24 protein-coding genes and 1 tRNA gene are annotated in these 25,951 nt (G+C 61.0%); 20 read left to right on the forward strand and 5 right to left on the reverse strand.

Annotated features, from left to right (window positions below):
- Positions 1 to 56: 56 nt before the first annotated feature.
- From uvrB to AC1DY9_RS03300, 10 genes are all read left to right on the forward strand, one after another.
- Entirely contained in the window at positions 57 to 2,180 is a 2,124-nt protein-coding gene (uvrB, locus tag AC1DY9_RS03255) for an excinuclease ABC subunit UvrB (RefSeq protein ID WP_457280415.1), read from the forward strand.
- Positions 2,181 to 2,447: 267 nt separating this feature from the next.
- The gene (iscR, locus tag AC1DY9_RS03260; protein ID WP_457280416.1) at positions 2,448 to 2,984 is read left to right on the forward strand and encodes a Fe-S cluster assembly transcriptional regulator IscR; all 537 of its coding nucleotides are present in this window, start codon (positions 2,448 to 2,450) and stop codon (positions 2,982 to 2,984) included.
- Positions 2,985 to 3,090: 106 nt separating this feature from the next.
- On the forward strand, positions 3,091 to 4,308 hold the full coding sequence (locus AC1DY9_RS03265; RefSeq protein ID WP_457280417.1) for an IscS subfamily cysteine desulfurase: 1,218 nt from the start codon (positions 3,091 to 3,093) through the stop codon (positions 4,306 to 4,308).
- Positions 4,309 to 4,349: 41 nt separating this feature from the next.
- A complete protein-coding gene (gene iscU, locus AC1DY9_RS03270; RefSeq protein WP_092128183.1) occupies positions 4,350 to 4,736 on the forward strand; it encodes a Fe-S cluster assembly scaffold IscU in 387 nt (128 codons plus the stop codon).
- A gap of 42 nt (positions 4,737 to 4,778) precedes the next feature.
- A complete protein-coding gene (gene iscA, locus AC1DY9_RS03275) occupies positions 4,779 to 5,102 on the forward strand; it encodes an iron-sulfur cluster assembly protein IscA (protein WP_074575253.1) in 324 nt (107 codons plus the stop codon).
- Positions 5,103 to 5,178: 76 nt separating this feature from the next.
- Entirely contained in the window at positions 5,179 to 5,697 is a 519-nt protein-coding gene (gene hscB / locus AC1DY9_RS03280; RefSeq protein WP_477665773.1) for a Fe-S protein assembly co-chaperone HscB, read from the forward strand.
- Positions 5,698 to 5,998: 301 nt separating this feature from the next.
- Entirely contained in the window at positions 5,999 to 7,861 is a 1,863-nt protein-coding gene (gene hscA, locus AC1DY9_RS03285) for a Fe-S protein assembly chaperone HscA (RefSeq protein WP_457280419.1), read from the forward strand.
- A gap of 14 nt (positions 7,862 to 7,875) precedes the next feature.
- Positions 7,876 to 8,214, forward strand: coding sequence for an ISC system 2Fe-2S type ferredoxin (fdx, locus tag AC1DY9_RS03290; RefSeq protein ID WP_457280420.1), 339 nt, complete (start codon positions 7,876 to 7,878; stop codon positions 8,212 to 8,214).
- A 111-nt stretch (positions 8,215 to 8,325) separates the two neighbouring features.
- A complete protein-coding gene (gene dnaQ / locus AC1DY9_RS03295; protein WP_477665774.1) occupies positions 8,326 to 9,033 on the forward strand; it encodes a DNA polymerase III subunit epsilon in 708 nt (235 codons plus the stop codon).
- A 45-nt stretch (positions 9,034 to 9,078) separates the two neighbouring features.
- Positions 9,079 to 9,153: transfer RNA gene (locus AC1DY9_RS03300), tRNA-Val, on the forward strand.
- A gap of 106 nt (positions 9,154 to 9,259) precedes the next feature.
- On the opposite strand, the gene AC1DY9_RS03305 is transcribed toward AC1DY9_RS03300, so the two are convergent.
- The 3 genes from AC1DY9_RS03305 to AC1DY9_RS03315 all read right to left on the reverse strand — a co-directional run bounded on the left by AC1DY9_RS03305 (position 9,260) and on the right by AC1DY9_RS03315 (position 12,119).
- The gene (locus AC1DY9_RS03305; protein ID WP_457280422.1) at positions 9,260 to 10,942 is read right to left on the reverse strand and encodes a PhoH family protein; all 1,683 of its coding nucleotides are present in this window, start codon (positions 10,940 to 10,942) and stop codon (positions 9,260 to 9,262) included.
- 178 nt (positions 10,943 to 11,120) lie between these two features.
- Positions 11,121 to 11,597, reverse strand: a complete 477-nt coding sequence (locus AC1DY9_RS03310) for a peroxiredoxin (protein ID WP_457280423.1) — start codon at positions 11,595 to 11,597, stop codon at positions 11,121 to 11,123.
- Between the two features lie 123 nt (positions 11,598 to 11,720).
- Entirely contained in the window at positions 11,721 to 12,119 is a 399-nt protein-coding gene (locus AC1DY9_RS03315) for an Mth938-like domain-containing protein (protein ID WP_477665775.1), read from the reverse strand.
- A gap of 197 nt (positions 12,120 to 12,316) precedes the next feature.
- Between AC1DY9_RS03315 and AC1DY9_RS03320 the strand changes: the two genes are divergently transcribed.
- The 6 genes from AC1DY9_RS03320 to moaD all read left to right on the forward strand — a co-directional run bounded on the left by AC1DY9_RS03320 (position 12,317) and on the right by moaD (position 18,636).
- Positions 12,317 to 13,540: a pyridoxal phosphate-dependent aminotransferase gene (locus AC1DY9_RS03320; protein WP_477665776.1), complete on the forward strand. Its 1,224-nt coding sequence runs from the start codon at positions 12,317 to 12,319 to the stop codon at positions 13,538 to 13,540.
- 96 nt (positions 13,541 to 13,636) lie between these two features.
- Positions 13,637 to 14,959 carry a homoserine dehydrogenase gene (locus AC1DY9_RS03325; protein ID WP_457280973.1) on the forward strand — a complete coding sequence of 441 codons (1,323 nt, stop codon included), beginning with the start codon at positions 13,637 to 13,639 and terminating at the stop codon, positions 14,957 to 14,959.
- Positions 14,959 to 16,374, forward strand: a complete 1,416-nt coding sequence (gene thrC, locus AC1DY9_RS03330; protein ID WP_477665777.1) for a threonine synthase — start codon at positions 14,959 to 14,961, stop codon at positions 16,372 to 16,374. Before AC1DY9_RS03325 ends, thrC begins: the two co-directional genes overlap by 1 nt.
- 95 nt (positions 16,375 to 16,469) lie before the next feature.
- Positions 16,470 to 17,018 (forward strand): molybdopterin-guanine dinucleotide biosynthesis protein B, encoded by a 549-nt coding sequence (mobB, locus tag AC1DY9_RS03335; RefSeq protein WP_457280427.1) that lies wholly within the window; start codon positions 16,470 to 16,472, stop codon positions 17,016 to 17,018.
- Between the two features lie 60 nt (positions 17,019 to 17,078).
- Positions 17,079 to 18,362, forward strand: a complete 1,284-nt coding sequence (locus tag AC1DY9_RS03340; RefSeq protein ID WP_477665778.1) for a molybdopterin molybdotransferase MoeA — start codon at positions 17,079 to 17,081, stop codon at positions 18,360 to 18,362.
- Positions 18,363 to 18,384: 22 nt separating this feature from the next.
- Positions 18,385 to 18,636: a molybdopterin converting factor subunit 1 gene (moaD, locus tag AC1DY9_RS03345; protein ID WP_457280429.1), complete on the forward strand. Its 252-nt coding sequence runs from the start codon at positions 18,385 to 18,387 to the stop codon at positions 18,634 to 18,636.
- 19 nt (positions 18,637 to 18,655) lie between these two features.
- On the opposite strand, the gene dapA is transcribed toward moaD, so the two are convergent.
- Positions 18,656 to 19,567: a 4-hydroxy-tetrahydrodipicolinate synthase gene (dapA, locus tag AC1DY9_RS03350; protein WP_477665779.1), complete on the reverse strand. Its 912-nt coding sequence runs from the start codon at positions 19,565 to 19,567 to the stop codon at positions 18,656 to 18,658.
- 318 nt (positions 19,568 to 19,885) lie between these two features.
- Here dapA and AC1DY9_RS03355 point away from each other — a divergent pair, with 318 nt between their 5' ends.
- From AC1DY9_RS03355 to AC1DY9_RS03370, 4 genes are all read left to right on the forward strand, one after another.
- Positions 19,886 to 20,458 carry a molybdenum cofactor biosynthesis protein MoaE gene (locus tag AC1DY9_RS03355; RefSeq protein WP_477665780.1) on the forward strand — a complete coding sequence of 191 codons (573 nt, stop codon included), beginning with the start codon at positions 19,886 to 19,888 and terminating at the stop codon, positions 20,456 to 20,458.
- A 184-nt stretch (positions 20,459 to 20,642) separates the two neighbouring features.
- The gene (locus AC1DY9_RS03360) at positions 20,643 to 21,044 is read left to right on the forward strand and encodes a hypothetical protein (protein ID WP_457280432.1); all 402 of its coding nucleotides are present in this window, start codon (positions 20,643 to 20,645) and stop codon (positions 21,042 to 21,044) included.
- Between the two features lie 305 nt (positions 21,045 to 21,349).
- Complete coding sequence (gene clpB / locus AC1DY9_RS03365; protein ID WP_477665781.1) at positions 21,350 to 23,950, forward strand: ATP-dependent chaperone ClpB; 2,601 nt, start codon at positions 21,350 to 21,352, stop codon at positions 23,948 to 23,950.
- 275 nt (positions 23,951 to 24,225) lie between these two features.
- A complete protein-coding gene (locus AC1DY9_RS03370) occupies positions 24,226 to 25,158 on the forward strand; it encodes a histone deacetylase family protein (RefSeq protein ID WP_457280434.1) in 933 nt (310 codons plus the stop codon).
- Positions 25,159 to 25,194: 36 nt separating this feature from the next.
- Here AC1DY9_RS03370 and AC1DY9_RS03375 read toward each other — a convergent pair whose 3' ends face one another.
- Positions 25,195 to 25,908: a YebC/PmpR family DNA-binding transcriptional regulator gene (locus AC1DY9_RS03375; protein WP_457280435.1), complete on the reverse strand. Its 714-nt coding sequence runs from the start codon at positions 25,906 to 25,908 to the stop codon at positions 25,195 to 25,197.
- Positions 25,909 to 25,951 lie beyond the last annotated feature (43 nt).

The following is a 25,951-nucleotide window of genomic DNA, read 5'->3' on the forward strand; positions in this document are numbered from 1 at the left end:
GAATGTCGTATTCTGTTTGGTTGCCCTGAATTTTAACGGGGCCTGATCGAGGTTTTATGCCAGAAGCTATGGAAGTCATAACTGATTCAGTCAACACCGACCCCGCTGTGGGCGAGTTCGTGCGTTTCCCGGATTCGCCGTTCGAGCTGTTCCAGCCCTATCCGCCTGCGGGCGACCAGCCCACCGCAATTGACCAGCTGGTCGAGGGCATCAACGACGGCGAGGTGTTCCAGACCCTGCTGGGCGTGACCGGCTCCGGCAAGACTTTTACCATGGCCAATGTGATTGCCCGCCTGGGCCGGCCGGCCATCGTGTTTGCGCCCAACAAGACGCTGGCCGCGCAGCTTTACAGTGAGTTCCGCGAGTTCTTCCCGAAAAACGCGGTCGAGTATTTCGTCAGTTACTACGACTACTACCAGCCTGAAGCCTATGTGCCGCAGCGCGATCTTTTCATCGAGAAAGACTCGGCCATCAACGAGCACATCGAGCAGATGCGCCTGTCGGCCACCAAGAGCGTGCTGGAGCGGCGCGACACCATCATCGTCGGTACGGTCAGCGCTATTTACGGCATAGGTGCGCCTGAGGATTACACACAGATGCGGTTCATTGCGCGCATCGGCGACAAGATGGGCCAGCGCGACGTGATCGCCAGGCTGATCCGCATGCAGTACACGCGCAACGAGCAGGACTTCGCGCGCGGCACGTTCCGGGTGCGCGGGGACGTGATCGACATTTTCCCGGCCGAGCATTCCGAGCTGGCCATACGCATCGAGCTGTTCGACGACGAGATCGAGTCGCTGCAGTTGTTTGACCCACTGACAGGCCGCATACGCCAGAAAATCCCGCGCTTTGTGGTCTACCCCAAGAGCCACTACGTCACGCCGCGCGACAAGGTCATGACGGCGGTGGAGACCATCAAGCTGGAGCTGTCCGAGCGGGTGGCCCAGTTCGTCGCCGACGGCAAACTGGTGGAAGCCCAGCGCATCGAGCAGCGCACCCGGTTCGACCTGGAGATGCTCAGTGAAATCGGCCACTGCAAGGGCATTGAGAACTACACCCGCCACCTGAGCGGTTCGCCGGCGGGATCACCCCCTTCGACGCTGTGCGATTACCTGCCCAAGGATGCCGTGATGTTTCTCGACGAGAGCCACGTCATGATCGGTCAGCTCAACGCCATGTACAACGGCGACCGCGCACGCAAAACCACGTTGGTGGAATACGGTTTTCGCCTGCCGAGCGCGCTGGACAACCGGCCGCTCAAGTTCGAGGAGTTTGAAGCCAAGATGCGGCAGGCCGTTTTTGTCTCGGCCACGCCAGCGAATTATGAGAAAGAGCACGCAGGCAAGGTGGTGGAGCAGGTGGTCAGGCCCACCGGGCTGGTGGATCCGCAGGTGGAAGTGAGGCCGGCTACCCATCAGGTCGACGACGTGCTGCAGGAAATCCGCATCCGGGTCGAGAAGAATGAACGGGTGCTGATCACCACGCTGACCAAACGCATGGCCGAACAGCTGACGGATTATCTGAGCGACAACGGTGTGAAGGTGCGCTACCTGCACAGCGATGTGGACACGGTCGAGCGGGTAGAAATCCTGCGTGACCTGCGGCTGGGCGCGTTTGACGTGTTGGTGGGTATCAACCTGCTGCGTGAGGGGCTCGATATCCCGGAGGTGTCGCTGGTGGCCATTCTGGACGCCGACAAGGAAGGCTTTTTGCGCGCCGAGCGCAGCCTGATCCAGACGATTGGCCGCGCGGCCCGAAACCTGAACGGCCGTGCGATTTTGTATGCAGACCGCATCACCGACTCCATGAAAAAAGCCATGGATGAAACCGAACGCCGGCGTAACAAGCAGATTGCCTTCAACCTGGAGCACGGCATCACGCCGCGCAGCGTGGTCAAACGCATCAGGGACCTGATCGATGGTGTCTACAGCGAGAAATCCGGCAAGGAAGCCGAAAAGATCGAGATGCAGAAGGCATTGGTGGAAGACATGAGCGAGAAGGACATCGCCCGCGAGATCAAGCGGCTGGAAAAGCAGATGATCGAACACGCCAAGAATCTCGAGTTCGAAAAAGCCGCGCGGGTACGGGACCAGTTGCACATCCTCAAGGAGCAGGCTTTTGGCGCGCCTGGCACCGATAATGTCGTACCGCTAAGCGCCGCAGGCCAAACCCGCGCCTAGGCCGATCGACCCGACCACTCACTTTGTGCACGGATATGGTGCATAAAGTGAGTCGAGCTACGGGTTAGCCCTCATGTTTTGAGCACCCTCAGCGGGAAAAACCCTGCTCGTGTTATACTTGACGAAAACAGTCAAGAACAATATCAGAACAACAAAAAAGCCCCCGCGATACCGGTTGACTGACCTGGGCGGCTGGAGGAAGAGTTCCCTGTAAGTCACAAGCTTTCAGGGTGAAAACGACAGTCAAGCCATTTAAAGGAGCTTGTTATGCGCCTCACGACCAAAGGCCGCTTTGCGGTCACCGCGATGATTGATTTGGGATTGCGTCAGAACAACGGCCCGGTCACGTTGGCCGCCATCAGCCAGCGCCAGCAGATTTCCCTGTCCTACCTCGAACAGCTGTTCGGCAAACTGCGCCGTCACGAACTGGTGGAATCCACCCGTGGTCCCGGCGGCGGTTATACGCTGGGCCGCAAGGCTTCCGAGATCACCGTGGCTGACATCATCGTGTCGGTGGACGAGCCGATCGACGCCACCCAGTGTGGCGGTAAGGAAAACTGCCTGGGCGAAGGCGGCCGCTGCATGACGCACGAGCTGTGGGCTTCACTGAACAGCCGCATGGTGGAGTTCCTGGACTCCGTGACCCTGCAAAAACTGGTGGAAGACCAGCTCGCCAAGGGCGTGGTGATCGAGAATACCCCGCAGGTGAAAAAAGCCATTTTCACAGCGCCGGTTGTCAAGCCGATCCGCGTGAATGCACCGAACTCGGTCTTCGCACTGGGCAATGCATTTTCCAAATCCTGATGGAGCGATGCCGGGCGTCTGCCCGGCACCATCCTTTTGTGAACCGACTGCATTGACTTCATTGATCGCGCTGCCAGCCAGCCTGTGAATTTAAAGAGCTAGCCACATGGACACCCCACACTTTCCCATCTACATGGACTACAGTGCCACGAACCCCTGCGATCCGCGGGTGGTGGACGCCATGATTCCCTGGTTGCGCGAGCACTTCGGCAACCCCGCGTCCCGCAGCCACGCCTGGGGCTGGGAAGCGGAAGCCGCTGTCGAGAAGGCACGCGAACAAATTGCCGACCTGATTGGCGCCGATCCGCGCGAGATCGTCTGGACCAGCGGCGCGACCGAGTCCAACAATTTGGCCCTGAAGGGTGCGGCTCATTTCTACAAGACCAAGGGCAAGCACATCATCACGGTCAAGACCGAGCACAAGGCTGTGCTGGACACCTGCCGCGAACTGGAACGCCAGGGTTTTGAAGTGACCTACATGGACGTGCAAGCCGACGGCCTGCTCGACCTGGAGGCGCTCAAGGCCGCTATCCGCCCCGACACGATTCTGGTCAGCGTCATGTTCGTCAACAACGAAATCGGCGTGATCCAGGACATCCCGGCCATTGGCGCCCTGTGCCGTGAAAAAGGCATCATCTTCCACGTGGATGCCGCGCAGGCAACCGGCCGTGTTGACATCGATCTTGCCACCTTGCCGGTCGACCTGATGAGCCTGACCTCGCACAAGACCTATGGCCCCAAGGGCATTGGTGCCCTGTACGTGCGCCGCAAACCGCGTGTACGCCTGGAAGCGCAAATGCACGGCGGTGGCCATGAGCGCGGCATGCGTTCGGGTACTTTGCCCACGCACCAGTGCGTCGGCATGGGCGAGGCCTACCGCATTGCCAAGGCCGAGATGCACGAAGAGAACAAGCGCATCCTTGCCTTGCATGAGCGCATGCTCAACGGGCTCAAGGACGTGGAAGAAGTGTTCCTCAATGGCCACGCCGACAAGCGCGTGCCGCACAACCTGAACATGAGCTTCAACTTCGTCGAAGGCGAATCGCTGATCATGGGCATCAAGGGTCTGGCCGTGTCCAGCGGCTCGGCTTGCACATCGGCCAGCCTGGAGCCCAGCTATGTGCTGCGCGCCCTGGGCCGCAGCGACGAACTGGCGCACAGCAGCCTTCGCATGACGATTGGCCGCTGGAGCACCGAGGAAGAAATCGACTACGCGGTCGCCACCATCAAGGAAAACGTGGCCAAACTGCGCGAACTCTCCCCCCTGTGGGAGATGTTCAAGGATGGTGTTGATTTATCCACCATCCAGTGGGCCGCCCATTAAGGCGAGCCCGCAATTCAAGACAGCTTAAAGAGGTAAACAAAATGGCATACAGCGAAAAAGTGGTAGACCACTATGAAAACCCCCGCAACGTCGGCTCCTTTGAAAAGGGCGACGAAACGGTAGGCACCGGCATGGTCGGCGCGCCTGCTTGCGGCGACGTGATGAAGCTGCAGATCAAGGTCAACCCGGTGACGGGCGTGATTGAAGATGCACGTTTCAAGACCTACGGCTGCGGCTCCGCGATTGCGTCAAGCTCGCTGGTGACCGAGTGGGTCAAGGGCAAGACGCTGGACGAAGCGGCAAGCATCAAGAACAGCGCGATTGCTGAAGAGCTGGCCCTGCCGCCTGTGAAGATTCACTGCTCCATCCTGGCGGAAGACGCCATCAAGGCCGCCGTGAACGATTACAAGCAAAAGCACACGCACTGATCAATCGCATTGCCCGTCACCTGTTTCCTTCGAGTGATTTAAATGTCCGTTACCCTGACTGATGCCGCCGCCCGCCACGTGACCCGCTACATGACCAAACGCGGCAAGGGTGTGGGCGTTCGCCTTGGCGTGAAGACCACCGGCTGCTCCGGCCTGGCTTACAAGCTGGAGTACGCCGACGAGATCGCACCGGAAGATGTCGTGTTTGAAGACAACGGCGTCAAGGTGCTGGTCGACCCTAAAAGCATGGCTTACATCGATGGCACCAAGCTCGACTTTGTGCGCGAAGGCCTGAACGAAGGCTTCAAGTTCATCAACCCCAACGAACGTGACCGTTGCGGCTGTGGCGAAAGCTTCCGGGTTTGACGGGCGAGCGGTCGAACGCGTGCTGCACCCTTATCAAAGCCGCCTCCACTGATTGTGCTGGCGGCTTTTTCTCGGCATGAATCTCCAATCCAACGACTTCGAGCTTTTCGGTGTTCCCCAGCGCTTCGCGCAGGATCGCGCGGCGCTTGACGCGCGCTGGAAGGATTTGCAGCGCGAAGCGCATCCTGACAAATTCGCGGCTAAGGGTACGGCCGCCCAGCGTGTGGCCATGCAGTGGTCGGTGCGCATCAACGAGGCCTACCAGCGGCTGAAAGACCCGCTCAAGCGGGCGAGCTATTTGTGTGAGCTGAACGGTGCGCCCATTAACGCCGAAAACAATACCACGATGCCGCACGACTTCCTGATGCAGCAGATGCAGTGGCGCGAAGCGCTCGACGATGCCGAAACAACTGAAGATTTTGAAGAAATAGCCTCCCAAGCCACAGCTGACGAGCGCAAGCAGCTATCAAAGATAGAGCAACTGCTGGACGTGGACAAGGACTTTCCTGCCGCAGCCCAGCAGGTCAGAAGCCTTATGTTTATTGAGCGCTTTGCCAGTGAGGTTGATGCACGCATCGACCAGCTGGGACAATAGGAACCTGTTCAATGTCTTTTTGGAGTCGCACAAGTACCTTTTCGGGATGGGATGCAAGGCGCGGTGCACCGCCAATAGCTGGGCTATTGGCAAGCGCCGCAACGCCGCAGACCGCCCGACAAGGCACTTGCCCGAAGGGTTGGAGTGAAATCGGGCGATTGGACACCCCGGCCGCTTGCATGGGCATCAGCCCATGCGGCGCATCCGAGGTATCCACTCATCCCGATTGCACTCCAATGCGATCTCCAAAAAGACATTGAACAGGTTCCAAGGCATTACAGAAAAAGTACGACAACCGCGCATGGCACTCCTGCAAATTTCCGAACCCGGCCAGACGCCCGACCCGCACCAGCGACGCATCGCGGTGGGGATTGACCTGGGGACCACACATTCGCTGGTCGCCAGCGTGCGCAGTGGCGTATCCGAATGCCTGCCCGACGAGCAGGGGCGGGTGCTGCTGCCCAGCGTGGTGCGCTACCTTGAGGACGACAAGCGCCAGATCGGCTATGAAGCCCTGGCCGCGCAGGTGGAAGATCCGCGCAACACCATTTCTTCTGTCAAGCGTCTGATGGGCCGCGGCATTGACGACATCGGCAGCCGCGCTCAGTTGCCATACGAGTTGAACGACAAGCCGGGCATGGTCACGCTGCAGACTGTCGCCGGCGAGAAAAGCCCGGTCGAGATCAGCGCGGAGATTCTGGCCACGTTGCGTTACCGCGCCGAAGACACTTTTAATGACGATATTTATGGCGCCGTAATCACGGTGCCGGCCTACTTTGACGACGCCCAGCGTCAGGCCACCAAAGACGCCGCGCAACTGGCTGGCCTCAATGTATTACGCCTGCTCAATGAACCCACAGCGGCTGCCATTGCCTACGGGCTGGACAACGGTAGCGAGGGCGTCTATGCCGTCTATGACCTGGGTGGCGGCACCTTTGACATTTCCATCCTGCGCCTCACGCAAGGTGTCTTCGAAGTCGTGGCGACCGGTGGCGATTCCGCATTGGGCGGTGATGACTACGACCGTGCGCTTGTCGACTGGGTGCTGGCCAAGGCCGGGCTTGCGGCGGACACGCTCACGCCGTCCGATAAGGCGGCCTTGCAGCGTACCGCCCGGAACTGCAAGGAGGCGTTGTCGTCTGCGGACCCCGTGCCTTTTTCGGTGCAACTGGCTAAAGCCCTCGTCAATTTCGAAATGAAAGCGGAAGATTTTGAAACTGCTACCGCCCACCTGACACAGCGCACGCTGGCGGCCGTCCGCAAGGCGTTGCGCGATGCCAAACTGGCCAAAGAAGACATCCAGGGCGCGGTGCTGGTTGGGGGTTCCACCCGCATGCCGCAGGTGCGCAAGGCGGTTGCCAGCTTCTTCGGGCGCGAGCCGCTGGTCAACCTCAACCCCGATGAAGTGGTAGCGCTGGGCGCGGCCATTTCAGCCAACCAACTGGCCGGTAACAACATGGGCGCAGACCTGTTGCTGCTCGACGTGATCCCGCTGTCGCTGGGCATCGAGACCATGGGCGGGCTGGTCGAGCGCATCGTGCCGCGCAACCAGACCATCCCCACGGCCATGGCACAGGACTTCACCACCTACCAGGACGGCCAGACCGCCCTGGCGCTGCATGTGGTGCAGGGCGAACGCGACCTGGTGGCCGACTGCCGCAGCCTGGCCCGCTTCGAGCTGCGCGGCATTCCGCCCATGGTGGCGGGCGCTGCCCGCATCCGCGTGACGTTTACCGTCGATGCCGACGGGCTGCTCAGTGTGAATGCGAAAGAACAGGTCAGCGGCGTTGAGGCACGCATCGACGTGAAGCCTTCCTACGGCCTGTCGGACGACGATATTGCGCGCATGCTGCAAGACAGCTTTTCAACCGCGCAGCAAGACATGCAGGCCCGTGCCCTGGCCGAAGCCCAGGTCGATGCCGACCGCATGATTCTGGCCACACAAAGCGCCCTGGCAGCGGATGCCGACCTGCTGAGTCCCAATGAACGGGCGCAGATCGACAGCCTGATCGTCGGCCTCGCCGACACGCGTGCCCACGGTGATGCGGCCGCAATCGAAGCGGCCACCCAGGCGCTGGCCAAAGGCACCGAAGGCTTTGCCGCCCAGCGCATGAACCGGGGCATCAAGCAAGCCCTCGCCGGTAAAAACATCGAGGCGGTCTGAACCGACTGACAACCATGCCCATCATCAAAATACTGCCTCATCCCGAATACTGCCCACAGGGCGCTGAAATCAGTGCGCCGGCCGGCACCTCGATTTGCGAAGCCCTGCTCGACAACAAGATCAACATCGAGCACGCCTGCGACCTCAGCTGCGCCTGCACAACCTGCCACATCGTTGTGCGCGAAGGTTTCAATTCGCTGAATGAGCTCGACGAGAGCGAAGAAGACCTGCTGGACCGCGCCTGGGGCCTGGAACCCAATTCACGGCTGAGTTGCCAGGCCTTCCTGGCCCAGTCGGATGTGACGGTGGAGATACCCAAATACTCCATCAATCACGCAAAGGAAAATCATTAGCCCCCACGCTTGCCACCGCGTGTGCTGCGCTGCCCCCCGAGGGGGCGCATTTTTCCTAGGGGCGGCCCGGCGGAAAAACATCCACTGACCCAGCACAGCGATAATCCAGCCATGCGCCAAATCGTTCTTGACACCGAAACCACCGGTCTTTCCGCTGAAAACGGCGACCGCATCATCGAAATCGGTTGCGTCGAACTGGTAGCCCGCAAGCTCACCGGCAACAACCGCCACTTCTACCTGAACCCCGAACGCGACAGCCACGAGGACGCGCTCAAGGTTCACGGCATCAGCAACGAGTTCCTGAAAGACAAACCCAAGTTCTCGGCCGTGGCCGATGAACTGCTGGAGTACCTGCAGGACGCCGAGATCATCATCCACAACGCGCCTTTTGACGTGAGCTTCCTCAACAAGGAACTCGAACTCATCGGCAAGCCGCCCATCAAGCATTGCGTGGCCAAGGTCACCGACAGCCTGATGATGGCCAAGGAGCTGTTCCCGGGCAAACGCAACTCGCTGGACGCCTTGTGCGACCGGCTGGAAGTCGACAATTCGGGCCGGACCTTGCACGGCGCCTTGCTGGACGCTGAACTGCTGGCCGATGTCTACATCAATCTGACCCGTGGCCAGAATGCGCTGGTGATGGACGTTGGGGACAGCGCCCGGGAAGGCGATAGTGACGTGCCCCAGATGGATCTCAGCGCCTTTGACCTGCCGCTGCTCGCAGCCAACGACCAGGAGATCGCCGACCATGAAAAGCTGCTGGTGGATATTGACAAGGCCAGCAAGGGTAAAACGGTTTGGCGTGTTTTGGCGGCGTAAACAATAAAGCCATCGAAACAGCATATAATCTTAGGCTGACCAATAGGGCGGTTAGCTCAGGGGTAGAGCACTGCATTCACACTGCAGGGGTCGCAAGTTCGAAACTTGCACCGCCCACCAGAATTTGAAGAACAAAAAAGGCCAAGTCTTGCGACTTGGCCTTTTTTCATTTCGGCGCCGTAAACACCGATAGGCGCCAATAAGCGCCGCTTTTTTGCCGTCGTGCTTAGAGCACTTCGCTCGCGAAATCAGCCAGCCGCGAACGTTCGCCACGCGCCAGCGTGATGTGTCCGCCGTGCGGCCAGCCCTTGAAGCGGTCGACGGCAAAAGTCATGCCCGATGAGCCTTCAGTCAGGTACGGTGTGTCAATCTGCGCCAGGTTGCCCATGCAGATGATCTTGGTTCCGGGACCGGCCCGCGTGATCAGCGTTTTCATCTGTTTGGGCGTCAGGTTTTGCGCTTCGTCGATGATGACGTACTTGTTCAGGAAGGTGCGGCCGCGCATGAAATTCATGCTTTTCACCTTGATGCGCGAGCGGATCAGTTCGTTGGTGGCGGCGCGGCCCCATTCGCCCGAGCCGCTGTCGGTCTTGCCCAATACTTCCAGGTTGTCGTCCAGTGCGCCCATCCAGGGGCCCATTTTTTCCTCTTCGGTACCCGGCAGGAAACCGATGTCTTCGCCAACGCTCACCGTGGCGCGCGTCATGATGATCTCGGTGTAGCGACGGTCATCCAGCACCTGCGTGAGGCCGCTGGCCAGTGCCATCAGCGTCTTGCCAGTGCCTGCCGTGCCGGCTAGCGTGACGAAGTCCACTTCGGGGTCCATCAGCAGGTTCATCGCGAAATTTTGCTCGCGGTTGCGCGTGGTGACGCCCCAGACGGCGTTTTTGAGGTGGTTGTAGTCCTTCAGGGTCTTCAGAACGGCGGTTTTGGCCCGAATTTCCGTCACGCGGGCATACAGCGGGGGTTCGCCGGGGGCTTCAAAAAAAACAAACTGATTGATCAGCAGGCTACCCACGATGGGGCCCGTGATGCGGTAGAAGGTGTGGCTGCCTTGCTGCCAGCTTTCGACGGTTTTGCTCTGGCGCGTCCAGAAGTCAGCCGGCAGGGCCAGCGAGCCCGAATACAGCAGGTCGCCATCTTCCAGGGTTTTGTCGTTCTGGTAGTCGTCTGTGGCCAGGCCCAGGGCGCGGGCCTTGACGCGCATGTTGATGTCCTTGGACACCAGAACCACCTCGCGCGGCGCGTATTCCTTGCGCAAGGCCTCGACCACGCCCAGGATCTGGTTGTCGGCCTTGCCCTGCGGCAGGCTCATGGGCAGGGTGTAATCCAGCGGTTTGGTCTGGAAAAACAGGCAGCCACCAGCTTCAGGGTGGCCGGTGGTGTCCAGTTTCAGGCCTTTGGCAATGTCAGCGCCCTGGGTGCCTGCCAGCGCGTCCAGCGTCCGGCTGGTCTGGCGGGCGTTGCGCGCCACCTCGGTCATGCCCTTTTTGTGGCCGTCGAGCTCTTCAAGCACGATCATGGGCAGGAAGATGTCATGCTCCTCAAACCGGAACAGGCACATTGGGTCGTGCATCAACACATTGGTGTCGAGCACGAACAATTTGGTGGGGCCGGTGCGCTTGGCCTTTTTGGGCTTGGCAGCCGGCTGCGGCAGTGGAATGCTCTCTTTTTTATAGCTGCTTGCGCTCGTCCTTGAAGGGTTGGCAGGCTCTTTTCCTTGAAACGCTGACGGATGCTGGCTGCCATCCCCTGCTGCGCGGCTGTCAAACAGGTCCATCACCGGGGGTTTCTGGGCGGATTCGGCACTTTCCGTCTTGCGTGCTTTGGAGGGCGAGCGGGCAGGCGCGTCAAGCGCGTCGGGGGAGAGCAGGGCGGCACGTTTGGTCGGGGCGGGGGGCAGGGGCATAGTGCTTAAAACTCTCTAAAAAAGAAGGGTTCCAGAAGCGAAAAAGCCGCCTTGAAACCAGGGCGGCTTGTTCTTTTGGCGCAGTTGCGAAGGTCAACAGCATGAGTTCATTATGCACAACTCGCGTGACAGGGCAATCCTTTGCAATTCTTTGTTGCTAACTGGCGTCAGGGCTGTTTCAGGCAGCCTTTTTGAGCGCCTTGACGGCCTTGAGCACGTCGTCCACGTGGCCGGGCACCTTCAGGCCGCGCCACTCTTCTTTCAGCTGACCGTCGGCGCCCACCAGGAAGGTGCTGCGCTCGATGCCCTTGACCTTCTTGCCGTACATGATCTTGTTTTTGACCACACCGAACATGTGGCACATTTTTTCTTCGGTGTCCGCAATCAGTTCGAACGGGAGTTCAAGCTTGGACTTGAACTCGTCGTGGGACTTCATATTGTCGCGGGACACGCCGAACACGGTTGCGCCGGCCTTGACGAAGTCCTTGTAGCGATCACGGAACTGCATGGCTTCCGTGGTGCAACCCGGTGTGTTGTCCTTGGGATAGAAATACAGCACAACGACTTTGCCGAGGTGGGATGTGTTGGAAACCTTGATGCCGCTTGTGGCGATCGCTTCAAATTCGGGGAGTGGTTTATTGACGACGACTGCCATACTGAGTAGACCCTGACGAAAGTAGTTGTAATTAGCCGCGCCTTTTGGCAACCGGCCCGGGACGTGAGTCCTGGATGTGGTGCCAAGTGCAACCCTAGATTTTACCCTGAAAGAGAGGGCATTTCAGCCTTCTGTTCCTTCTGTTTCAATCAGCAGGGCAGCAATTACCTGCCGGCCTTCTCCCGCGAGGATGTTGTAGGTGCGGCATGCCGCCAATGTGTCCATGGTCTCAATGCCGATGCGGCGCTCCATCAGCGTGCGCAGGAAGGCCGGAGGCGGAAAGCGCAACCGGGAGCCGCTGCCAAAAATCACGAGTTCAGGCTGCGTCGCGGCCAGCAGGGCGAAATGCTCTGCCGTGAGTTGCTCAAAACGCGTGCAGTTCCAGTCAAACTTCTCGCCCCTTGAGCCAATCACGATGCTGTGTTCGATTTTCTCCGCGACACCATTGCTTCCCAGGCCGACCCAGCCTGGACCGTAGCCAAGGATGGACTGAACATCGAGACGGTCTGGCTGAAGTTTCATACGGGATTATTTGGGCGTTTCGATGGTGCGGAGGGCGCCGATGCACGGGGCGGTTTGACGGGTTTTAGAGGCGAAAACCCTCTTTTATGTGGTCAAATTATAGATTCCGCCCGAATTTCCCGCCGCAGTGCTGACGCTTCTTCCCCGTTGCCAGCATGGTGGGCCCCGAGGCCTTGCCCACATACCGATAAAACCGCATGAAACCGATCACCAAATCTGCCAAGCTGGCCAATGTCCTTTATGACATCCGCGGTCCGATCATGGATGCCGCCAAGCAGATGGAAGAAGAAGGCCAAAAGCTCATCAAGCTCAATATTGGCAATCTGGCGGTGTTTGGTTTTGATGCGCCCGAAGAAGTCCAGCAGGACATGATCCGCAACCTGCCTGCCTCGGCCGGTTATTCGGACAGCAAGGGCATTTTCGCGGCGCGCAAGGCCGTGATGCACGAAACCCAGAAGCAGGGCATCAAGGGCGTGACGCTGGACGACATTTACCTCGGTAACGGCGCGAGCGAACTGATCTCGATGGCCACCAACGCATTGCTCGACGACGGCGACGAGCTGCTGCTGCCGGCGCCAGACTACCCGCTGTGGACGGCTTCCACCAGCCTCTCGGGCGGCACGCCGGTGCATTACCGGTGTGATGAAAGCAATGGCTGGATGCCCAATCTGGACGATATCCGCGCCAGGATCACGCCAAAGACCAAGGCCATTGCGGTCATCAACCCCAACAACCCGACGGGCGCGCTGTACTCCGACGAACTGCTCAAAGGCATCATCGACATCGCACGCGAGCACGGTCTGGTCATTCTCGCGGACGAGGTTTATGACAAGGTGCTGTACGACGGTGTGAAGCACACGGCCATCGCCAGCCTGTCGACTGACGTGCTCACGGTGACCTTCAATTCGCTTTCCAAGAGCTACCGCTCATGTGGCTACCGCGCCGGCTGGATGGTGGTGTCCGGCCCCAAGAAGCAGGCGCAGGACTACATCGAAGGCCTGAACATGCTGGCCAACATGAAGCTGTGCTCCAACGTGCCCGGCCAGTGGGCCATCCAGACGGCGTTGGGCGGCTACCAAAGCATCAACGACCTGACTTGCGAAGGCGGGCGCTTGCGCCGCCAGCGCGACCTGGCCTATGAGCTGATCACCGCCATTCCGGGCGTGAGCTGCGTCAAGCCCAGCGCTGCGCTCTACATGTTTCCCCGTCTCGATCCCAAGGTCTACCCAATCAAGGACGATCGCCAGTTTTTCCTGGAGCTCCTCAAGGAGACCAAGGTCATGCTGGTACAGGGCACGGGATTTAACTGGCCCGAGCCGGACCACTTTCGCATCGTCTTCCTGCCGCATGAGGAAGACCTGCGCGAAGCCATTGGCCGCATTGCGAAGTTCCTCGAGAACTACCGCAACAACCGAACTTGACCCTGCATTCGGCCCCATTCCTCTTCCTCGCTCTTTTGAGGGCAGGACTCCAAATCAACGTAAAGCAAGACCTCAGCGACTATGAAACCGACGAATTTGAGCCCGATCCGGGTAGGCCTTCTGGGCATTGGCACCGTGGGTAGCGGCACCTACAACGTACTACAGCGCAACCAGGAAGAAATCCGCCGCCGCGCCGGCCGCGGCATTGAGATCACCATGGTGGCCGACCTCGACGTGGCGCGCGCGAAGGCCGCAGTCGGCCCCGGTGTGCAGGTCGTGGACGACGCCCGCAAGGTCGTGGCCAGCCCTGACGTCGACATCGTGATCGAACTGATAGGCGGCTATGGCATCGCCAAACAACTGGTGCTTGAAGCCATCGAAGCCGGCAAGCACGTGGTCACCGCCAACAAGGCGCTGCTGGCTGTGCACGGCACCGAGATTTTTGCAGCGGCTCACCGCAAGGGCGTGATGGTCGCGTTTGAAGCGGCCGTGGCCGGCGGCATCCCCATCATCAAGGCCTTACGCGAAGGCCTCACCGCCAACAGCATCCAGTGGATCGCCGGCATCATCAACGGCACCACCAACTTCATCCTGTCCGAGATGCGCGACAAGGGCCTGGACTTCGACGTCGTGCTGAAAGAAGCACAGCGCCTGGGTTACGCCGAAGCCGACCCCACCTTCGACATCGAAGGCGTGGACGCCGGCCACAAGGTCACGCTGATGTCGGCGATCGCCTTCGGCATCCCGGTGCAGTTCGACAAGGCTTACGTCGAAGGCATCACTGGCCTGGCCGCACAAGACATTCGCTATGCCGAACAACTCGGTTACCGCATCAAGCTGCTGGGCATCACCAAGCGCGCCGCCAATGGCATCGAGCTGCGTGTGCACCCGAGCCTGGTGCCGGCCAAGCGCCTGATCGCCAATGTTGAAGGCGCGATGAACGCCGTGGTGGTGCAGGGCGACGCCGTCGGCACCACGTTGTACTACGGCAAGGGCGCGGGCAGCGAGCCCACCGCCAGCGCCGTGATCGCCGACCTTGTGGACATCGCCCGTCTGCACACCGCAGATCCCGAGCACCGCGTGCCGCACCTGGCCTTCCAGCCCGATGCGATGAGCGACCTGCCTGTGGTGCTCATGTCCGAAGTCGTCACCAGCTACTACCTGCGCCTCAAAGTCGCAGACCAGGCCGGTGTACTGGCCAAGGTCACCGGCATCCTGGCCGGCACGGGCATCAGCATTGACGCCGTGCTGCAGCGCGAAGCCGATGAAGTGGGCGGCGTGGGTTCCACGCACACCGACCTCATCATCCTCACGCATGAGTGCGTGGAAGCGAAGATGAACGAAGCCCTGGCGCAAATGCAGGCGCTGCCTACGGTGCTGGCGCCCATCACGCGCATCCGCAAGGAGGAGCTGGCCTGATGCTGTACATCTCCACCCGCGGCCACGCCGAACGCAAGCGTTTTTGTGAAATCCTGCTCGAAGGCCTGGCGCCCGACGGTGGCCTCTACTTGCCCGAGCAATATCCGCAGGTGGATGCCGCCACGCTGCAGAAGTGGCGTGGCCTGCCTTACGCTGAACTGGCGTTCGAGGTTCTTTCGCTCTACGTCGACGACATTCCCGCCGTCGACCTCGAGGCTATCTGCAACAAGACCTACACCGAAGAGGTGTTCGGCACAAAAGCCATCGTCCCGCTGAAAAAGCTTGAAGACGGCCTCTACCTCGAAGCCCTCTCCAACGGCCCCACGTTGGCCTTCAAGGACATGGCCATGCAGCTGCTGGGCAACCTGTTCGAATACGAACTGGCCCGCCGAGGCGAAGAACTCAACATCCTGGGCGCCACCAGCGGCGACACTGGCAGCGCAGCCGAATACGCCATGCGCGGCAAAAAGGGCGTGCGCGTCTTCATGACCTCGCCGAACGGCCGCATGAGCCCCTTCCAGCAGGCGCAGATGTTCAGCTTGCAGGACGAGAACATCCACAACATCGCGATCGACGGTGTGTTTGACGACTGCCAGGACATCGTCAAGGCCGTCTCCAACGACCTGACCTTCAAGCGCCAGTACAAGATCGGTACCGTCAACTCAATCAACTGGGCGCGCCTGATGGCGCAGGTGGTGTATTACTTCGCGGGGTATTTTCAAGCGACCCAATCGAATGCCGAGAAGGTCAACTTCACCGTTCCTTCCGGCAATTTCGGCAACGTCTGCGCCGGCCATGTCGCCCGCATGATGGGCCTGCCTATAGCCAAGCTGGTAGTGGCCACCAACGAAAACGACGTGCTCTACGAGTTCTTCCGCACCGGTGTCTACCGCGTGCGCAGCAGCGCCGACACACACGAAACCTCCAGCCCGTCCATGGACATTTCCAAGGCTTCGAACTTCGAGCGCTTTGTGTTTGACCTGCTGGGCCGTGACGGCGCCAAGACCAAAGCCTTGTTCCATGACCAGCTCGGCAGCCAGGGCTACTTTGACCTGAGCGCGGAGGCAGCCTTCAAGTCGACCGCGCAGCGCTACGGTTTTGTGAGCGGCAAGAGCACCCATGCCGACCGGCTGGCCACCATCCGCGACACCTACAAACGCTTCGGCACCATGATCGACACCCACACCGCCGACGGCGTGAAGGTGGCGCGCGAGCAGTTGCAACCCGGTGTGCCCATGATCGTGCTGGAGACTGCGCTTCCCATCAAGTTCGCGGCGACCATTGAAGAAGCCCTGGGCCGGTTGCCCACGCGGCCGGCGAAGTTCGAAGGCATTGAGGCCTTGCCGAAACGCGTCAAGGTGCTGCCGGCCGATGCAGCCGTGATCAAACGCTACATTGCCGACAATGTGCATTAAATCGGGCTGTAGCCCATATCTGACTTGCGCAAGCAGCTATATTTTTAATAGCGGCCTGGGCGTCTTCCGGCCTTTCTTTCTGTGAGAGCGACATCATGAACGTGGTCGGATTTGCCGGGTATTCCGGTTCGGGCAAGACGACACTGGTCGAAAAGCTGATCCCGGCACTGAAGGCCAGAGGCCTGCGCGTGTCGGTGGTCAAGCATGCGCACCACAAGTTCGACATTGACCATCCCGGCAAAGACACTTTCCGGCATCGCCAGGCCGGTGCCTTTGAAGTGGTCGTGGCCTCGCCAAACCGGCTTGCGCTGATGCGTGAATTTGAAAAGCCGTCCGAGCTCACCGTTCACCAGCTGATCGCCGAGCTGTATGGCGGCGTGGACTGGGTGCTGGTAGAGGGCTTCAAGAGCAGCGACCTGCTCAAGATCGAAGTCTGGCGTGCGCCTTCGGCCGACTATGCCGGCAAGCCCCCGCTCTACCCGGACGACGATTTCATCGTCGCCGTTGCCACGGATGCACCCGGCAAGCTGCCCCAAGCAACCTTGCGCCCGGTGCTGGATTTGGACGACGCCGACGCCGTGGCGGAGTACCTGGTCAACAATCAGGAACGCTTCGCCTATTCGTTTGAAGACCGTTTCGGTTAAACGTTCGCCAAAGCAGGCTTTTTTCGTTCCGTTCATGTTTTTGTTCCGGACACCCCGACCATGAGTTCTGTTTCCTCCGCGCCCGCCGGCCCGGCGCTTGCGCCGCAGCCCGGCCGGGCCCCCTTGAAGCCGCTGGACCAGGCGCTGGCCGAGTTGCTGGGCCGCGCGGCATTGCTGCCCGGTGCCGAGACGGTTTCCACCTTCGATGCCGACGGCCGGGTGCTGGCCCAGGACCTGGTGTCCAGCCTCGATGTGCCGGCACACGACAACAGTTCCATGGACGGCTATGCGGTGCGTGTTGCCGACTGGTCGGCCGATGCGGTGCTGCAGGTCAACCAGCGCATTCCGGCCGGCAGCAGCGGCCACATGCTCGCGCCAGCCTCTGCGGCGCGCATTTTCACCGGCGCCCCCATTCCGCCGGGCGCCGACGCGGTGGTCATGCAGGAAGACTGCGAGACGGTCAACGCCGGCAGCGAAAGCCAGGCCGGCGTGCGCATTCAGACAGCGCCCAGAGCGGGCCAGTGGATTCGCCGTCGGGGCGAAGACGTCGCTGCCGGCGCCGTGGTGCTGCACCGTGGCGAGCGCCTGACGCCGGCCTCGCTTGGTCTTGCCGCCAGCATCGGCTTCGACAGATTGCAGGTGGCGCCCCGGGTGCGCGTCGCCCTGTTTTCCACGGGCGACGAACTTGTCATGCCTGGCGAGGTTGCACCCGCCGACATGAAGCCCGGCGCCATCTACAACTCCAACCGCTTCTTTTTGCGTGCGCTGCTGCTGCGCCTGGGCTGTACGGTCACTGACCTGGGCATCGTGCCCGACCGCCTGGACGCCACCATCGCCGCGCTCAAGGGCGCCAGCGAGCAGCACGACCTGATCCTCACCAGCGGTGGCGTGTCGGTGGGCGAAGAAGACCATATCAAGCCCGCCGTGCAGGCGCTGGGCGAACTGGCGCTCTGGCAGATCGCCATGAAGCCGGGCAAGCCCTTCGCCTACGGCAAGATTGCAGGCTCCCACTTCATCGGCCTGCCTGGCAACCCGGTGTCCAGTTTTGTGACCTTCCTGGTCCTGGTGCGGCCCTTCCTGCTCAAGTTGCAAGGGGCTGTGCAAACCGCCGTCAGCCCGATTGCGGCGCCGGCCCATTTCAATTGGCCCAAAGCCGACAAGCGCCGCGAATTCCTGCGCGTCAGGCGCAACGCGTCCGGCGGGCTGGAACTGTTCACCAACCAGAGTTCCGGCGTGCTGACCTCGGTGGTCTGGGGCGACGGCGTGATCGACAACCCGGCAGGCCAGACCATCGCGCACGGGGACGTGGTGCAGTTCCTTCCGTTTTCAGCCTTGATGTCGTGAGGGCATTCCCGGTAAGACCTTTATGAAAATCACCGTCAAATACTTTGCCTCGATCCGCGAAGCCATAGGGCAGGGCAGCGAGTTGCGCGACACTTCTGCCGCTACGCTGGCCGCGCTGCGCGATGAGTTGCTGGCGGCCACGCCCGCGCACGCTGCAGCGCTTGCGCGCGGCAAGTCGGTGCGCATGGCGCTCAACCAGGTCATGAGCGATGAGTCGGCTGTACTCAGCGAAGGCTGCGAAGTCGCCTTCTTTCCCCCCGTCACCGGCGGTTGATTCACTCACTCTCGGCGGCTCAAACCACCAGCGCATCCAGCTTCACAAGCCGCTCCACCAGCGCCGCAGACGCGCGCGTCATCGGGCTGCGCAACTCGTCACTCAGCAAACTCTGTCGCGCCAGCAATGCCTTGAGCGGGCCTGGATTGGGTTCTGCAAACAGGGCTTCAATCAGCGGCGGCAGCGGTCTCCACAAAGCCTCGGCCCCAGCTACGTCACCCGCTCGAAGGCGCTGAACAATTTCCGCAAATCGCGACGTATGCAAATGCGCCGCTGCCGCGATAGCGCCCCGGCCGCCTGCTGCCACAGTCGCGAAGATGTTTGCATCCTCACCGGCCAGCACCTGCAATAGCCCATCGGCGATCAGTGCCCGCGTTTTTGCCGTGTCACCCCCGCAATCCTTGACGGCTTGTATGCGCGGGTGGGCCGCCAGCGCCCGGATGGTTTCGAGTGCCATCTGGCTCCCCGTGCGGTAGGGGATGTCGTAAAGCACCACCGACACCGCGCTGGCATCGGCCAGGGTGGTAAACCATTCGATCAGTCCCTCTTGTGAGGGCCGGATATAGCTGGGCGCCGGCAGCAAGATGCCCGCGAGGTTCAGTGGGCTCAAAGCACGAACGCGCGCCACTGTTTTGCCCAGGTGATAGCCCGACAAGCCCATGATCACCGGCAGGTCGGGGGCTTCTGCCATCACGGTTTGCAGCACCTCTAGTTGCTCTTCATCGCTGAGCGCGGCAGCTTCACCCGTAGAGCCGCATACCACCAGCCCCGCGATGCCGCAGGCCTGGTAGTGCGCTACCAGGCGCTTCAAGGCCCCGTAGTCGACCTTGTCCTGGTCAAACGGGGTAACGAGCGGGATCCAGAGTCCCGAGAAATCGTGAGTTGCCTGAGTGGCTTGATTCGCCTGCTCGGCATTGAGCGCTGTTTGCATGAATACACATCCCAAAAAACTGACCGGCTAAAAAGGCCGTCATCAGAACAAGAGAAGGTGTCCGCAAAAGACTCTGGAAAAGTAACCGGCGGTTCCATCGCTCATTCGACGACGGAACCGCAGCCCCGGTCAAATGAGCAACGGTTTTTTCGATTTGCTGGCGCACGCCTCAAAGCCACGGGCGCTGTCGGGCGTCCGGGTGGCAAGGAGGTGAATGTGGCCAGTCATGCCGCCATATTACTTGAGGGGCCGGGCTGTGGCACTGTTTCGGCGTCGAATAAGCACCGGCCTGGTTGGCCCAGTGGCAAAATTGCCACTATGGCCCAGTCTTCCCCCCGCGTCCTCATCACCACCGACGACTTCAACCTCGCCGATGAAGTTGCCGCGCTGCGCGCAAACGACAAGCGCGTCGGCGCCGTCTGCACCTTCACCGGCACGGTTCGGGACCGCAATATGGCCCCCACGCCCGGCACTGGCGTGTCCTCGCTGCCCCCCGAGGGGGCTGAACTTGCTCGGGGCGGCCCTTCGCTGCGTTCGTCGGCCGGCGCGGGAGAAGTACTTTCCATGGAGCTCGAACACTACCCCGGCATGACCGAAAAAGCCATCGAAGCCATGATCGATGAGGCGATGTCGCGTTTTGATATTTTTGGCGCCCGCGTCATCCACCGCGTCGGCCTGCTGCAGCCGCTGGACCAGGTGGTGATGGTGGCCGTAGTGTCAGCCCATCGCGGCGAAAGCTTCAAGGCCTGCGAATTCCTGATGGACTACCTGAAAACCCAGGCGCCGTTCTGGAAGAAGGAAGAAACGCCGGAAGGCGCCCGCTGGGTGGATGCCCGCGTCACCGACGATGCGGCGCTGGCCAAATGGGGAATTTCGGCCCGAAACGCTTAGCCCCGCAATTTTCTGATTTCTCTGGAAGGTATTTATGTTTCGTTGTTACAGAGTTCTATCGCTGTTTATCTGCTTCATAGGCTTGGCTGGTTGTGCAAGCAATATCACGCGACAAACACCCGATGTGCAGACCAGGCGGGTAAGCAGCGCCGAAGTTGTGTGGGTCAATCCTGGCGCCATACCCATGGCCGTCACCGTTTCCACTTACGGCTATTCCCCTCCGCCTGTCAGCGGCGCATATGTCGTATCTGCCAGGAAAGAGGTCGAAGAGCTGCTGACTGAAATCCGGGGGCAAATGACTGCCCAGATTGAAACAGCGCTAAAAGACGGCGGTGCAACGCGCGGCGATGATGCGCAGATTCGTATCCGGGTCACTGGGACTCACCACACCATAACGGGTCCAGGGGCTGTTCTGGTTGTTTCCGTTCACTTCAAGGAATCACCGCCAGGCACAAAGCCTTGGTCCGTTGAAATCAAGGGAGGTACGCCCATCGGCAGTGACAGCAAAAGCGTGGCGGGCAAATTTGCAAGAACGGCTGTTGCGGAGCTGGCTGCGGCAGGAATTATCAAGGTCAGGGCGCAGTAGTTTGGCGGTTTTCAAGTTCAGGTAGCAGGCCGTTGCGCTTCACGCAAGCAAAAACACCTTGATCTCTGTGACCGGCAGTGGCTCTTTTCCCAAGGGCAGCGAGGCGTCTTTGGCTGGTGGATCCCGAAGCCGCTGGACAAGGTGGTCCGGCAACGCCTGAACCGGGCGGGCTTGACGCACATCAAACGCGGCCCAATGGCTTGCCTTGCTTGCTGCTAGATGACTTGAAAAGGGGCGTAAAAGCCCCAAACTCGGCAATAACCGCTCCTTCGTGAGCCCGGAGCCCCTTTGCGGAGTCAAATTCAATGCGACAAGACAAACTAACCACCAAATTCCAGGAAGCCCTGAGCGATGCGCAGTCCCTCGCGCTGGGCAACGACAACGGCTATATCGAGCCGGTTCACCTGTTGGCAGCCATGCTGCGCCAGGAAGACGGCCCGCGTGCCCTCCTTGAAAAAGCCGGCGTCAACGTGGGCGGCCTCACGCAGGCAGCTGATGCGGCCGTTAAAAAACTGCCGCAGGTGCAGGGCCAGGACCAGATCCAGGTCAGCCCCGACCTCGCCAGGCTGCTGCAGGCCACTGAAAAAGAAGCCATCAAGCGCAACGACCAGTTCATTGCAGGTGAACTCTTTTTGCTGGCTGTGGCCGACAGCAAGAGCGACGTGGGCCGGCTGGCCAAAGAAAACGGCCTGACCCGCAAGGCGCTGGAAGCGGCGATCGACGCCGTGCGCGGCGGGCAGGGCGTGAACAGCGCCGACGCCGAAGGCCAGCGCGAAGCCCTCAAGAAATACTGCATGGACCTGACCGAGCGCGCCCGCCTGGGCAAGCTCGACCCGGTGATCGGCCGCGACGATGAAATCCGCCGCGCGATCCAGGTGCTGCAGCGCCGAACCAAAAACAACCCGGTGCTGATCGGCGAGCCCGGCGTCGGCAAGACCGCCATCGTAGAAGGCCTGGCCCAGCGCATCGTGGCCGGTGAGGTGCCGGATTCGCTCAAGGGCAAGCGTGTGCTGAGCCTGGACATGGCCGCACTGCTGGCCGGCGCCAAGTTCCGCGGTGAGTTTGAAGAGCGCCTGAAAACCGTGCTCAACGAACTCGCCAAGGACGAAGGCCAGACCATCGTCTTCATTGACGAGTTGCACACCATGGTGGGCGCCGGCAAGGCAGAAGGCGCCATGGACGCGGGCAATATGCTCAAACCTGCGCTGGCACGCGGCGAGTTACATTGCGTCGGCGCCACTACGCTCGACGAATACCGCAAGTACATCGAAAAAGACGCCGCACTGGAGCGCCGCTTCCAGAAGATTCTGGTGGGCGAGCCGAGCGTGGAGGCGACGATTGCCATCCTGCGTGGCCTGCAAGAGAAATACGAAGAGCACCACGGCGTGCAGATCACCGACCCGGCCATCGTGGCCGCGGCCGAGCTGAGCCATCGCTACATCACCGACCGTTTCCTGCCCGACAAGGCCATCGACCTGATCGATGAAGCCGCGGCCAAGATCAAGATAGAGATGGACTCCAAGCCCGAGGTCATGGACAAGCTCGACCGCCGCCTGATCCAGCTACAGATCGAGCGCGAAGCCGTGCGCCGCGAAAAAGACGAGTCTTCGAAAAAGCGCTTCGACCTGATTGAAGAGGAGATCGCCAAGCTGCAAAAGGAGATATCCGACCTCGATGAAATCTGGCAGGCCGAAAAAGCCCAGGCGCTCGGCTCCAAGGACGTGATGGAAGAAGTCGGCCGCATTCGCTTCCAGATCGAGGAATTCACCCGCAAGGGCGACTTCAACAAAGTCGCCGAGCTGCAATACGGCAAGCTGCCCGAGCTGGAAAAGCGCCTCAAAGAAGCGCAGGCTAGCGAAGCCAGCAAGGGAAAGTCCAGTGCGCCCACCTTGCTGCGCACCCAGGTCGGCGCTGAAGAGATCGCCGAGGTCGTGGCGCGCGCCACCGGCATCCCCGTCAGCAAGCTGATGCAGGGCGAGCGCGACAAGTTGCTGCTCATGGAAGGCAAGCTGCACGAGCGTGTGGTCGGCCAGGACGAAGCCATCGGCGCCGTGGCCAATGCCATCCGCCGCTCGCGTTCGGGTCTTTCCGACCCGAACCGGCCTACGGGATCTTTCCTGTTCCTGGGCCCCACCGGCGTCGGCAAGACCGAGCTGTGCAAGGCGCTGGCGGGTTTCCTGTTCGACAGCGAAGACCACCTGATCCGCATCGACATGAGCGAGTTCATGGAAAAGCATTCCGTGGCCCGCCTGATCGGCGCGCCTCCCGGCTACGTGGGCTACGAGGAGGGCGGCTACCTGACCGAAGCCGTGCGCCGCAAGCCCTACAGCGTGCTGCTGCTCGATGAGGTGGAAAAAGCCCACCCCGATGTCTTCAATGTGCTGCTGCAGGTGCTGGACGATGGCCGCCTGACCGACGGCCAGGGCCGCACCGTGGACTTCAAGAATACCGTGATCGTCATGACCAGCAATATCGGCTCGCCCATCATCCAGTCCATGGTGGGGCAGCCCTATGAGGATGTGAAGGAAGCGGTGGAGGGCGAGCTGAAGAACTACTTCCGGCCCGAGTTCCTGAACCGTATCGACGAGACCGTGGTGTTCCATTCGCTCGACGCGAAAAACATCGAGTCCATCGCCCGCATCCAGCTGCGTACGCTGATAGCGCGTCTGCAGAAGATGGACCTCAACATGGAGGTGTCGGAAGCGGCGATTGCCGAGCTCGCCAAGGTCGGGTTCGACCCGGTGTTTGGCGCGCGCCCGCTCAAGCGTGCGATTCAGCAGCGCATTGAAAACCCGCTGTCGAAGTTATTGCTTGAGGGCAAGTTCCCGCCCAAGAGCACCATCCCGGTGGATGTGGACCCGATCCAGAATCCGGGGGTGTTCAGCTTCGAAGCGGCGGCCGGGTGAGGCCGGGCTGAGCGGCGCCTGCAGCTTGCTATCGGATTGATAGCTGCTCGCGCTTACCAGCGGGGGCTGGTGGCCATTATTGATGTGAAAAAGACAAAAACCCGTTCCTGCGCACGCAGGCAACGGGTTTTTTCTTGCTCGCCGTCTGAGGCGGCTGGCAGAGCGGCTTGCGGACAGGATCCGTTAAAGTCATTCACGAGACCGTACAAAAACCCGCAGCCATGAAAGCCATCGACTGCATGGCGGCGCCGGCGCTGCAAAGGAGACAAACGCCCATGAGCACCCTGATCTACACCCACGAAGCCTGTTTCGACCATCGTCCCGGCCCGCACCACCCGGAGTCGCCCGAGCGTCTCGAAGCCGTGCTGCGGGCACTGAAGACACCGGAGTTTGCGAAGGCGCTCTGGCGCGATGCGCCGCTGGGCTCCTTCGATCAGGTGCTCCACGTGCACACACCCGGCTATGTGGAGCAAGTGCAGGCTGTGTCGCCGGCCGAGGGTTACCGCGCGCTCGATGCCGGTGACACCATCCTGTCGCCGGGCTCGCTGGAGGCGGTGATGCGTTGCGTGGGTGCGGCCTGTGCCGGCGTGGACGATGTGGTGACAAGGGAGGCGAGCAACGTTTTTTGCGCTACCCGCCCCTGCGGCCACCATGCCGAGGCCGACCAGGCCATGGGTTTTTGCGTGTTCAACCAGGCGGCCATTGCAGCGCTGCATGCCCGCGAGCGGCACGGCATCCAGCGTGTTGCGGTGGTGGACTTCGACGTGCACCACGGCAACGGCACGCAGAACTCGTTCTACGACGACCCGGACCTGTTCTACGGTTCCTGCCACCAGTCCCAGTTTTACCCCGGCACCGGCGCGCGCCATGAAACCGGCGTGGCTGGAAACATCGTGAATGTGCCGTTTCCGCGGGGCACCGGGTCTGCCGCCTTCCGCGCCGCGATGACCGACCAGTTGTTGCCGGCCCTGCGCAAGTTTGCGCCCGGGCTGCTGATCATCTCCGCGGGCTTCGATGCCCATCATCTGGATCCGCTGGGCGGCCTGAAGTTCACGGACGACGATTACCACTGGATCACCCGGGAGTTGATGAAGGTGGCCGATGAAACCGCCGAGGGCCGTGTGGTTTCCGTCCTCGAGGGAGGCTACAGCATGGAAGGCCTGGCCAGCGGCACGGCGGCGCATGTGCGCGCGCTGATGGGCAACTGACCCGGGAAACGCCCGGGGAACGCAAACAGACAGGCCCTAGCTGCCCAGGCCCGCATAAATGGTCTGCACATCGTCATTGGCATCGATGGCGGCCAGGAAGGCTTCGACTTCCTCGAGTTCGGCGGCGCTGAGGGTTGCCGGATCGACCGGGTTTTTCGGCTTGTAGCCCAGCTTGGCCGACAGCACGCTGAAACCCTGGGCCGGCAGTGCGCGGCTCACCAGGTCCAGGTCGACTGCGTCGGTCAGGAACAGGGTGGTGCCTTCTTCTTCGCCCGGCTCAAAGTCCTGGGCGCCCGCTTCAATGGCGGCCAGCTCGGGGTCGGCGCCTGCTGCGGCAGGTTCGGCTTCAATCATGCCCACGTGGTCAAAATCCCAGGACACCGAGCCGGAAGTGCCCAGCTGCCCCTTGCGAAACAGCACACGAACTTCGGATGCGGTGCGGTTCAGGTTGTCGGTCAGGCATTCGACCATGACCGGCACGCGGTGGGGGGCAAAACCTTCGTAGATCACGTGTTCAAAATGAACCGCATCGCCCGTGAGGCCGGCGCCTTTTTTGATGGCGCGCTCCAGCGTGTCTTTGGGCATGGAGACCTTGCGGGCCTGCTCCACCACCAGCCGCAGGCGGGCGTTCAATGACGGGTCGGCACCGCTGCGCGCGGCCACCATGATTTCCTTGGCCAGTTTTCCAAATACCTTGCCCTTGGCATTTGCGGCCAGTTCCTTGCCTTTTGCTTTCCACTGCGCGCCCATGTTTGATCTTCCTTGGTGTGTCGTGGCGCCCGATGCGCCCGGC

The sequence above is a fragment of the Polaromonas sp. P1_F6 genome (genome assembly GCF_056405695.1).

What these genes read in the sequence shown, in the direction of transcription:
- AC1DY9_RS03355 (WP_477665780.1), top strand. Translation starts at nt 19,886, where the DNA reads ATGGCCCAGTCTTCCCCCCGCGTCCTCATCACCACCGACGACTTCAAC.
- AC1DY9_RS03360 (WP_457280432.1), top strand. Translation starts at nt 20,643, where the DNA reads ATGGCCGTCACCGTTTCCACTTACGGCTATTCCCCTCCGCCTGTCAGC.
- AC1DY9_RS03375 (WP_457280435.1), bottom strand. Translation starts at nt 25,908, where the DNA reads ATGGGCGCGCAGTGGAAAGCAAAAGGCAAGGAACTGGCCGCAAATGCC.
- iscR (WP_457280416.1), top strand. Translation starts at nt 2,448, where the DNA reads ATGCGCCTCACGACCAAAGGCCGCTTTGCGGTCACCGCGATGATTGAT.
- clpB (WP_477665781.1), top strand. Translation starts at nt 21,350, where the DNA reads ATGCGACAAGACAAACTAACCACCAAATTCCAGGAAGCCCTGAGCGAT.
- thrC (WP_477665777.1), top strand. Translation starts at nt 14,959, where the DNA reads ATGCTGTACATCTCCACCCGCGGCCACGCCGAACGCAAGCGTTTTTGT.
- AC1DY9_RS03305 (WP_457280422.1), bottom strand. Translation starts at nt 10,942, where the DNA reads ATGCCCCTGCCCCCCGCCCCGACCAAACGTGCCGCCCTGCTCTCCCCC.
- dnaQ (WP_477665774.1), top strand. Translation starts at nt 8,326, where the DNA reads ATGCGCCAAATCGTTCTTGACACCGAAACCACCGGTCTTTCCGCTGAA.
- AC1DY9_RS03320 (WP_477665776.1), top strand. Translation starts at nt 12,317, where the DNA reads ATGAAACCGATCACCAAATCTGCCAAGCTGGCCAATGTCCTTTATGAC.
- AC1DY9_RS03315 (WP_477665775.1), bottom strand. Translation starts at nt 12,119, where the DNA reads ATGAAACTTCAGCCAGACCGTCTCGATGTTCAGTCCATCCTTGGCTAC.
- AC1DY9_RS03340 (WP_477665778.1), top strand. Translation starts at nt 17,079, where the DNA reads ATGAGTTCTGTTTCCTCCGCGCCCGCCGGCCCGGCGCTTGCGCCGCAG.
- mobB (WP_457280427.1), top strand. Translation starts at nt 16,470, where the DNA reads ATGAACGTGGTCGGATTTGCCGGGTATTCCGGTTCGGGCAAGACGACA.
- uvrB (WP_457280415.1), top strand. Translation starts at nt 57, where the DNA reads ATGCCAGAAGCTATGGAAGTCATAACTGATTCAGTCAACACCGACCCC.
- AC1DY9_RS03370 (WP_457280434.1), top strand. Translation starts at nt 24,226, where the DNA reads ATGAGCACCCTGATCTACACCCACGAAGCCTGTTTCGACCATCGTCCC.
- moaD (WP_457280429.1), top strand. Translation starts at nt 18,385, where the DNA reads ATGAAAATCACCGTCAAATACTTTGCCTCGATCCGCGAAGCCATAGGG.
- hscB (WP_477665773.1), top strand. Translation starts at nt 5,179, where the DNA reads ATGAATCTCCAATCCAACGACTTCGAGCTTTTCGGTGTTCCCCAGCGC.
- fdx (WP_457280420.1), top strand. Translation starts at nt 7,876, where the DNA reads ATGCCCATCATCAAAATACTGCCTCATCCCGAATACTGCCCACAGGGC.
- iscU (WP_092128183.1), top strand. Translation starts at nt 4,350, where the DNA reads ATGGCATACAGCGAAAAAGTGGTAGACCACTATGAAAACCCCCGCAAC.
- AC1DY9_RS03265 (WP_457280417.1), top strand. Translation starts at nt 3,091, where the DNA reads ATGGACACCCCACACTTTCCCATCTACATGGACTACAGTGCCACGAAC.
- AC1DY9_RS03310 (WP_457280423.1), bottom strand. Translation starts at nt 11,597, where the DNA reads ATGGCAGTCGTCGTCAATAAACCACTCCCCGAATTTGAAGCGATCGCC.
- iscA (WP_074575253.1), top strand. Translation starts at nt 4,779, where the DNA reads ATGTCCGTTACCCTGACTGATGCCGCCGCCCGCCACGTGACCCGCTAC.
- dapA (WP_477665779.1), bottom strand. Translation starts at nt 19,567, where the DNA reads ATGCAAACAGCGCTCAATGCCGAGCAGGCGAATCAAGCCACTCAGGCA.
- hscA (WP_457280419.1), top strand. Translation starts at nt 5,999, where the DNA reads ATGGCACTCCTGCAAATTTCCGAACCCGGCCAGACGCCCGACCCGCAC.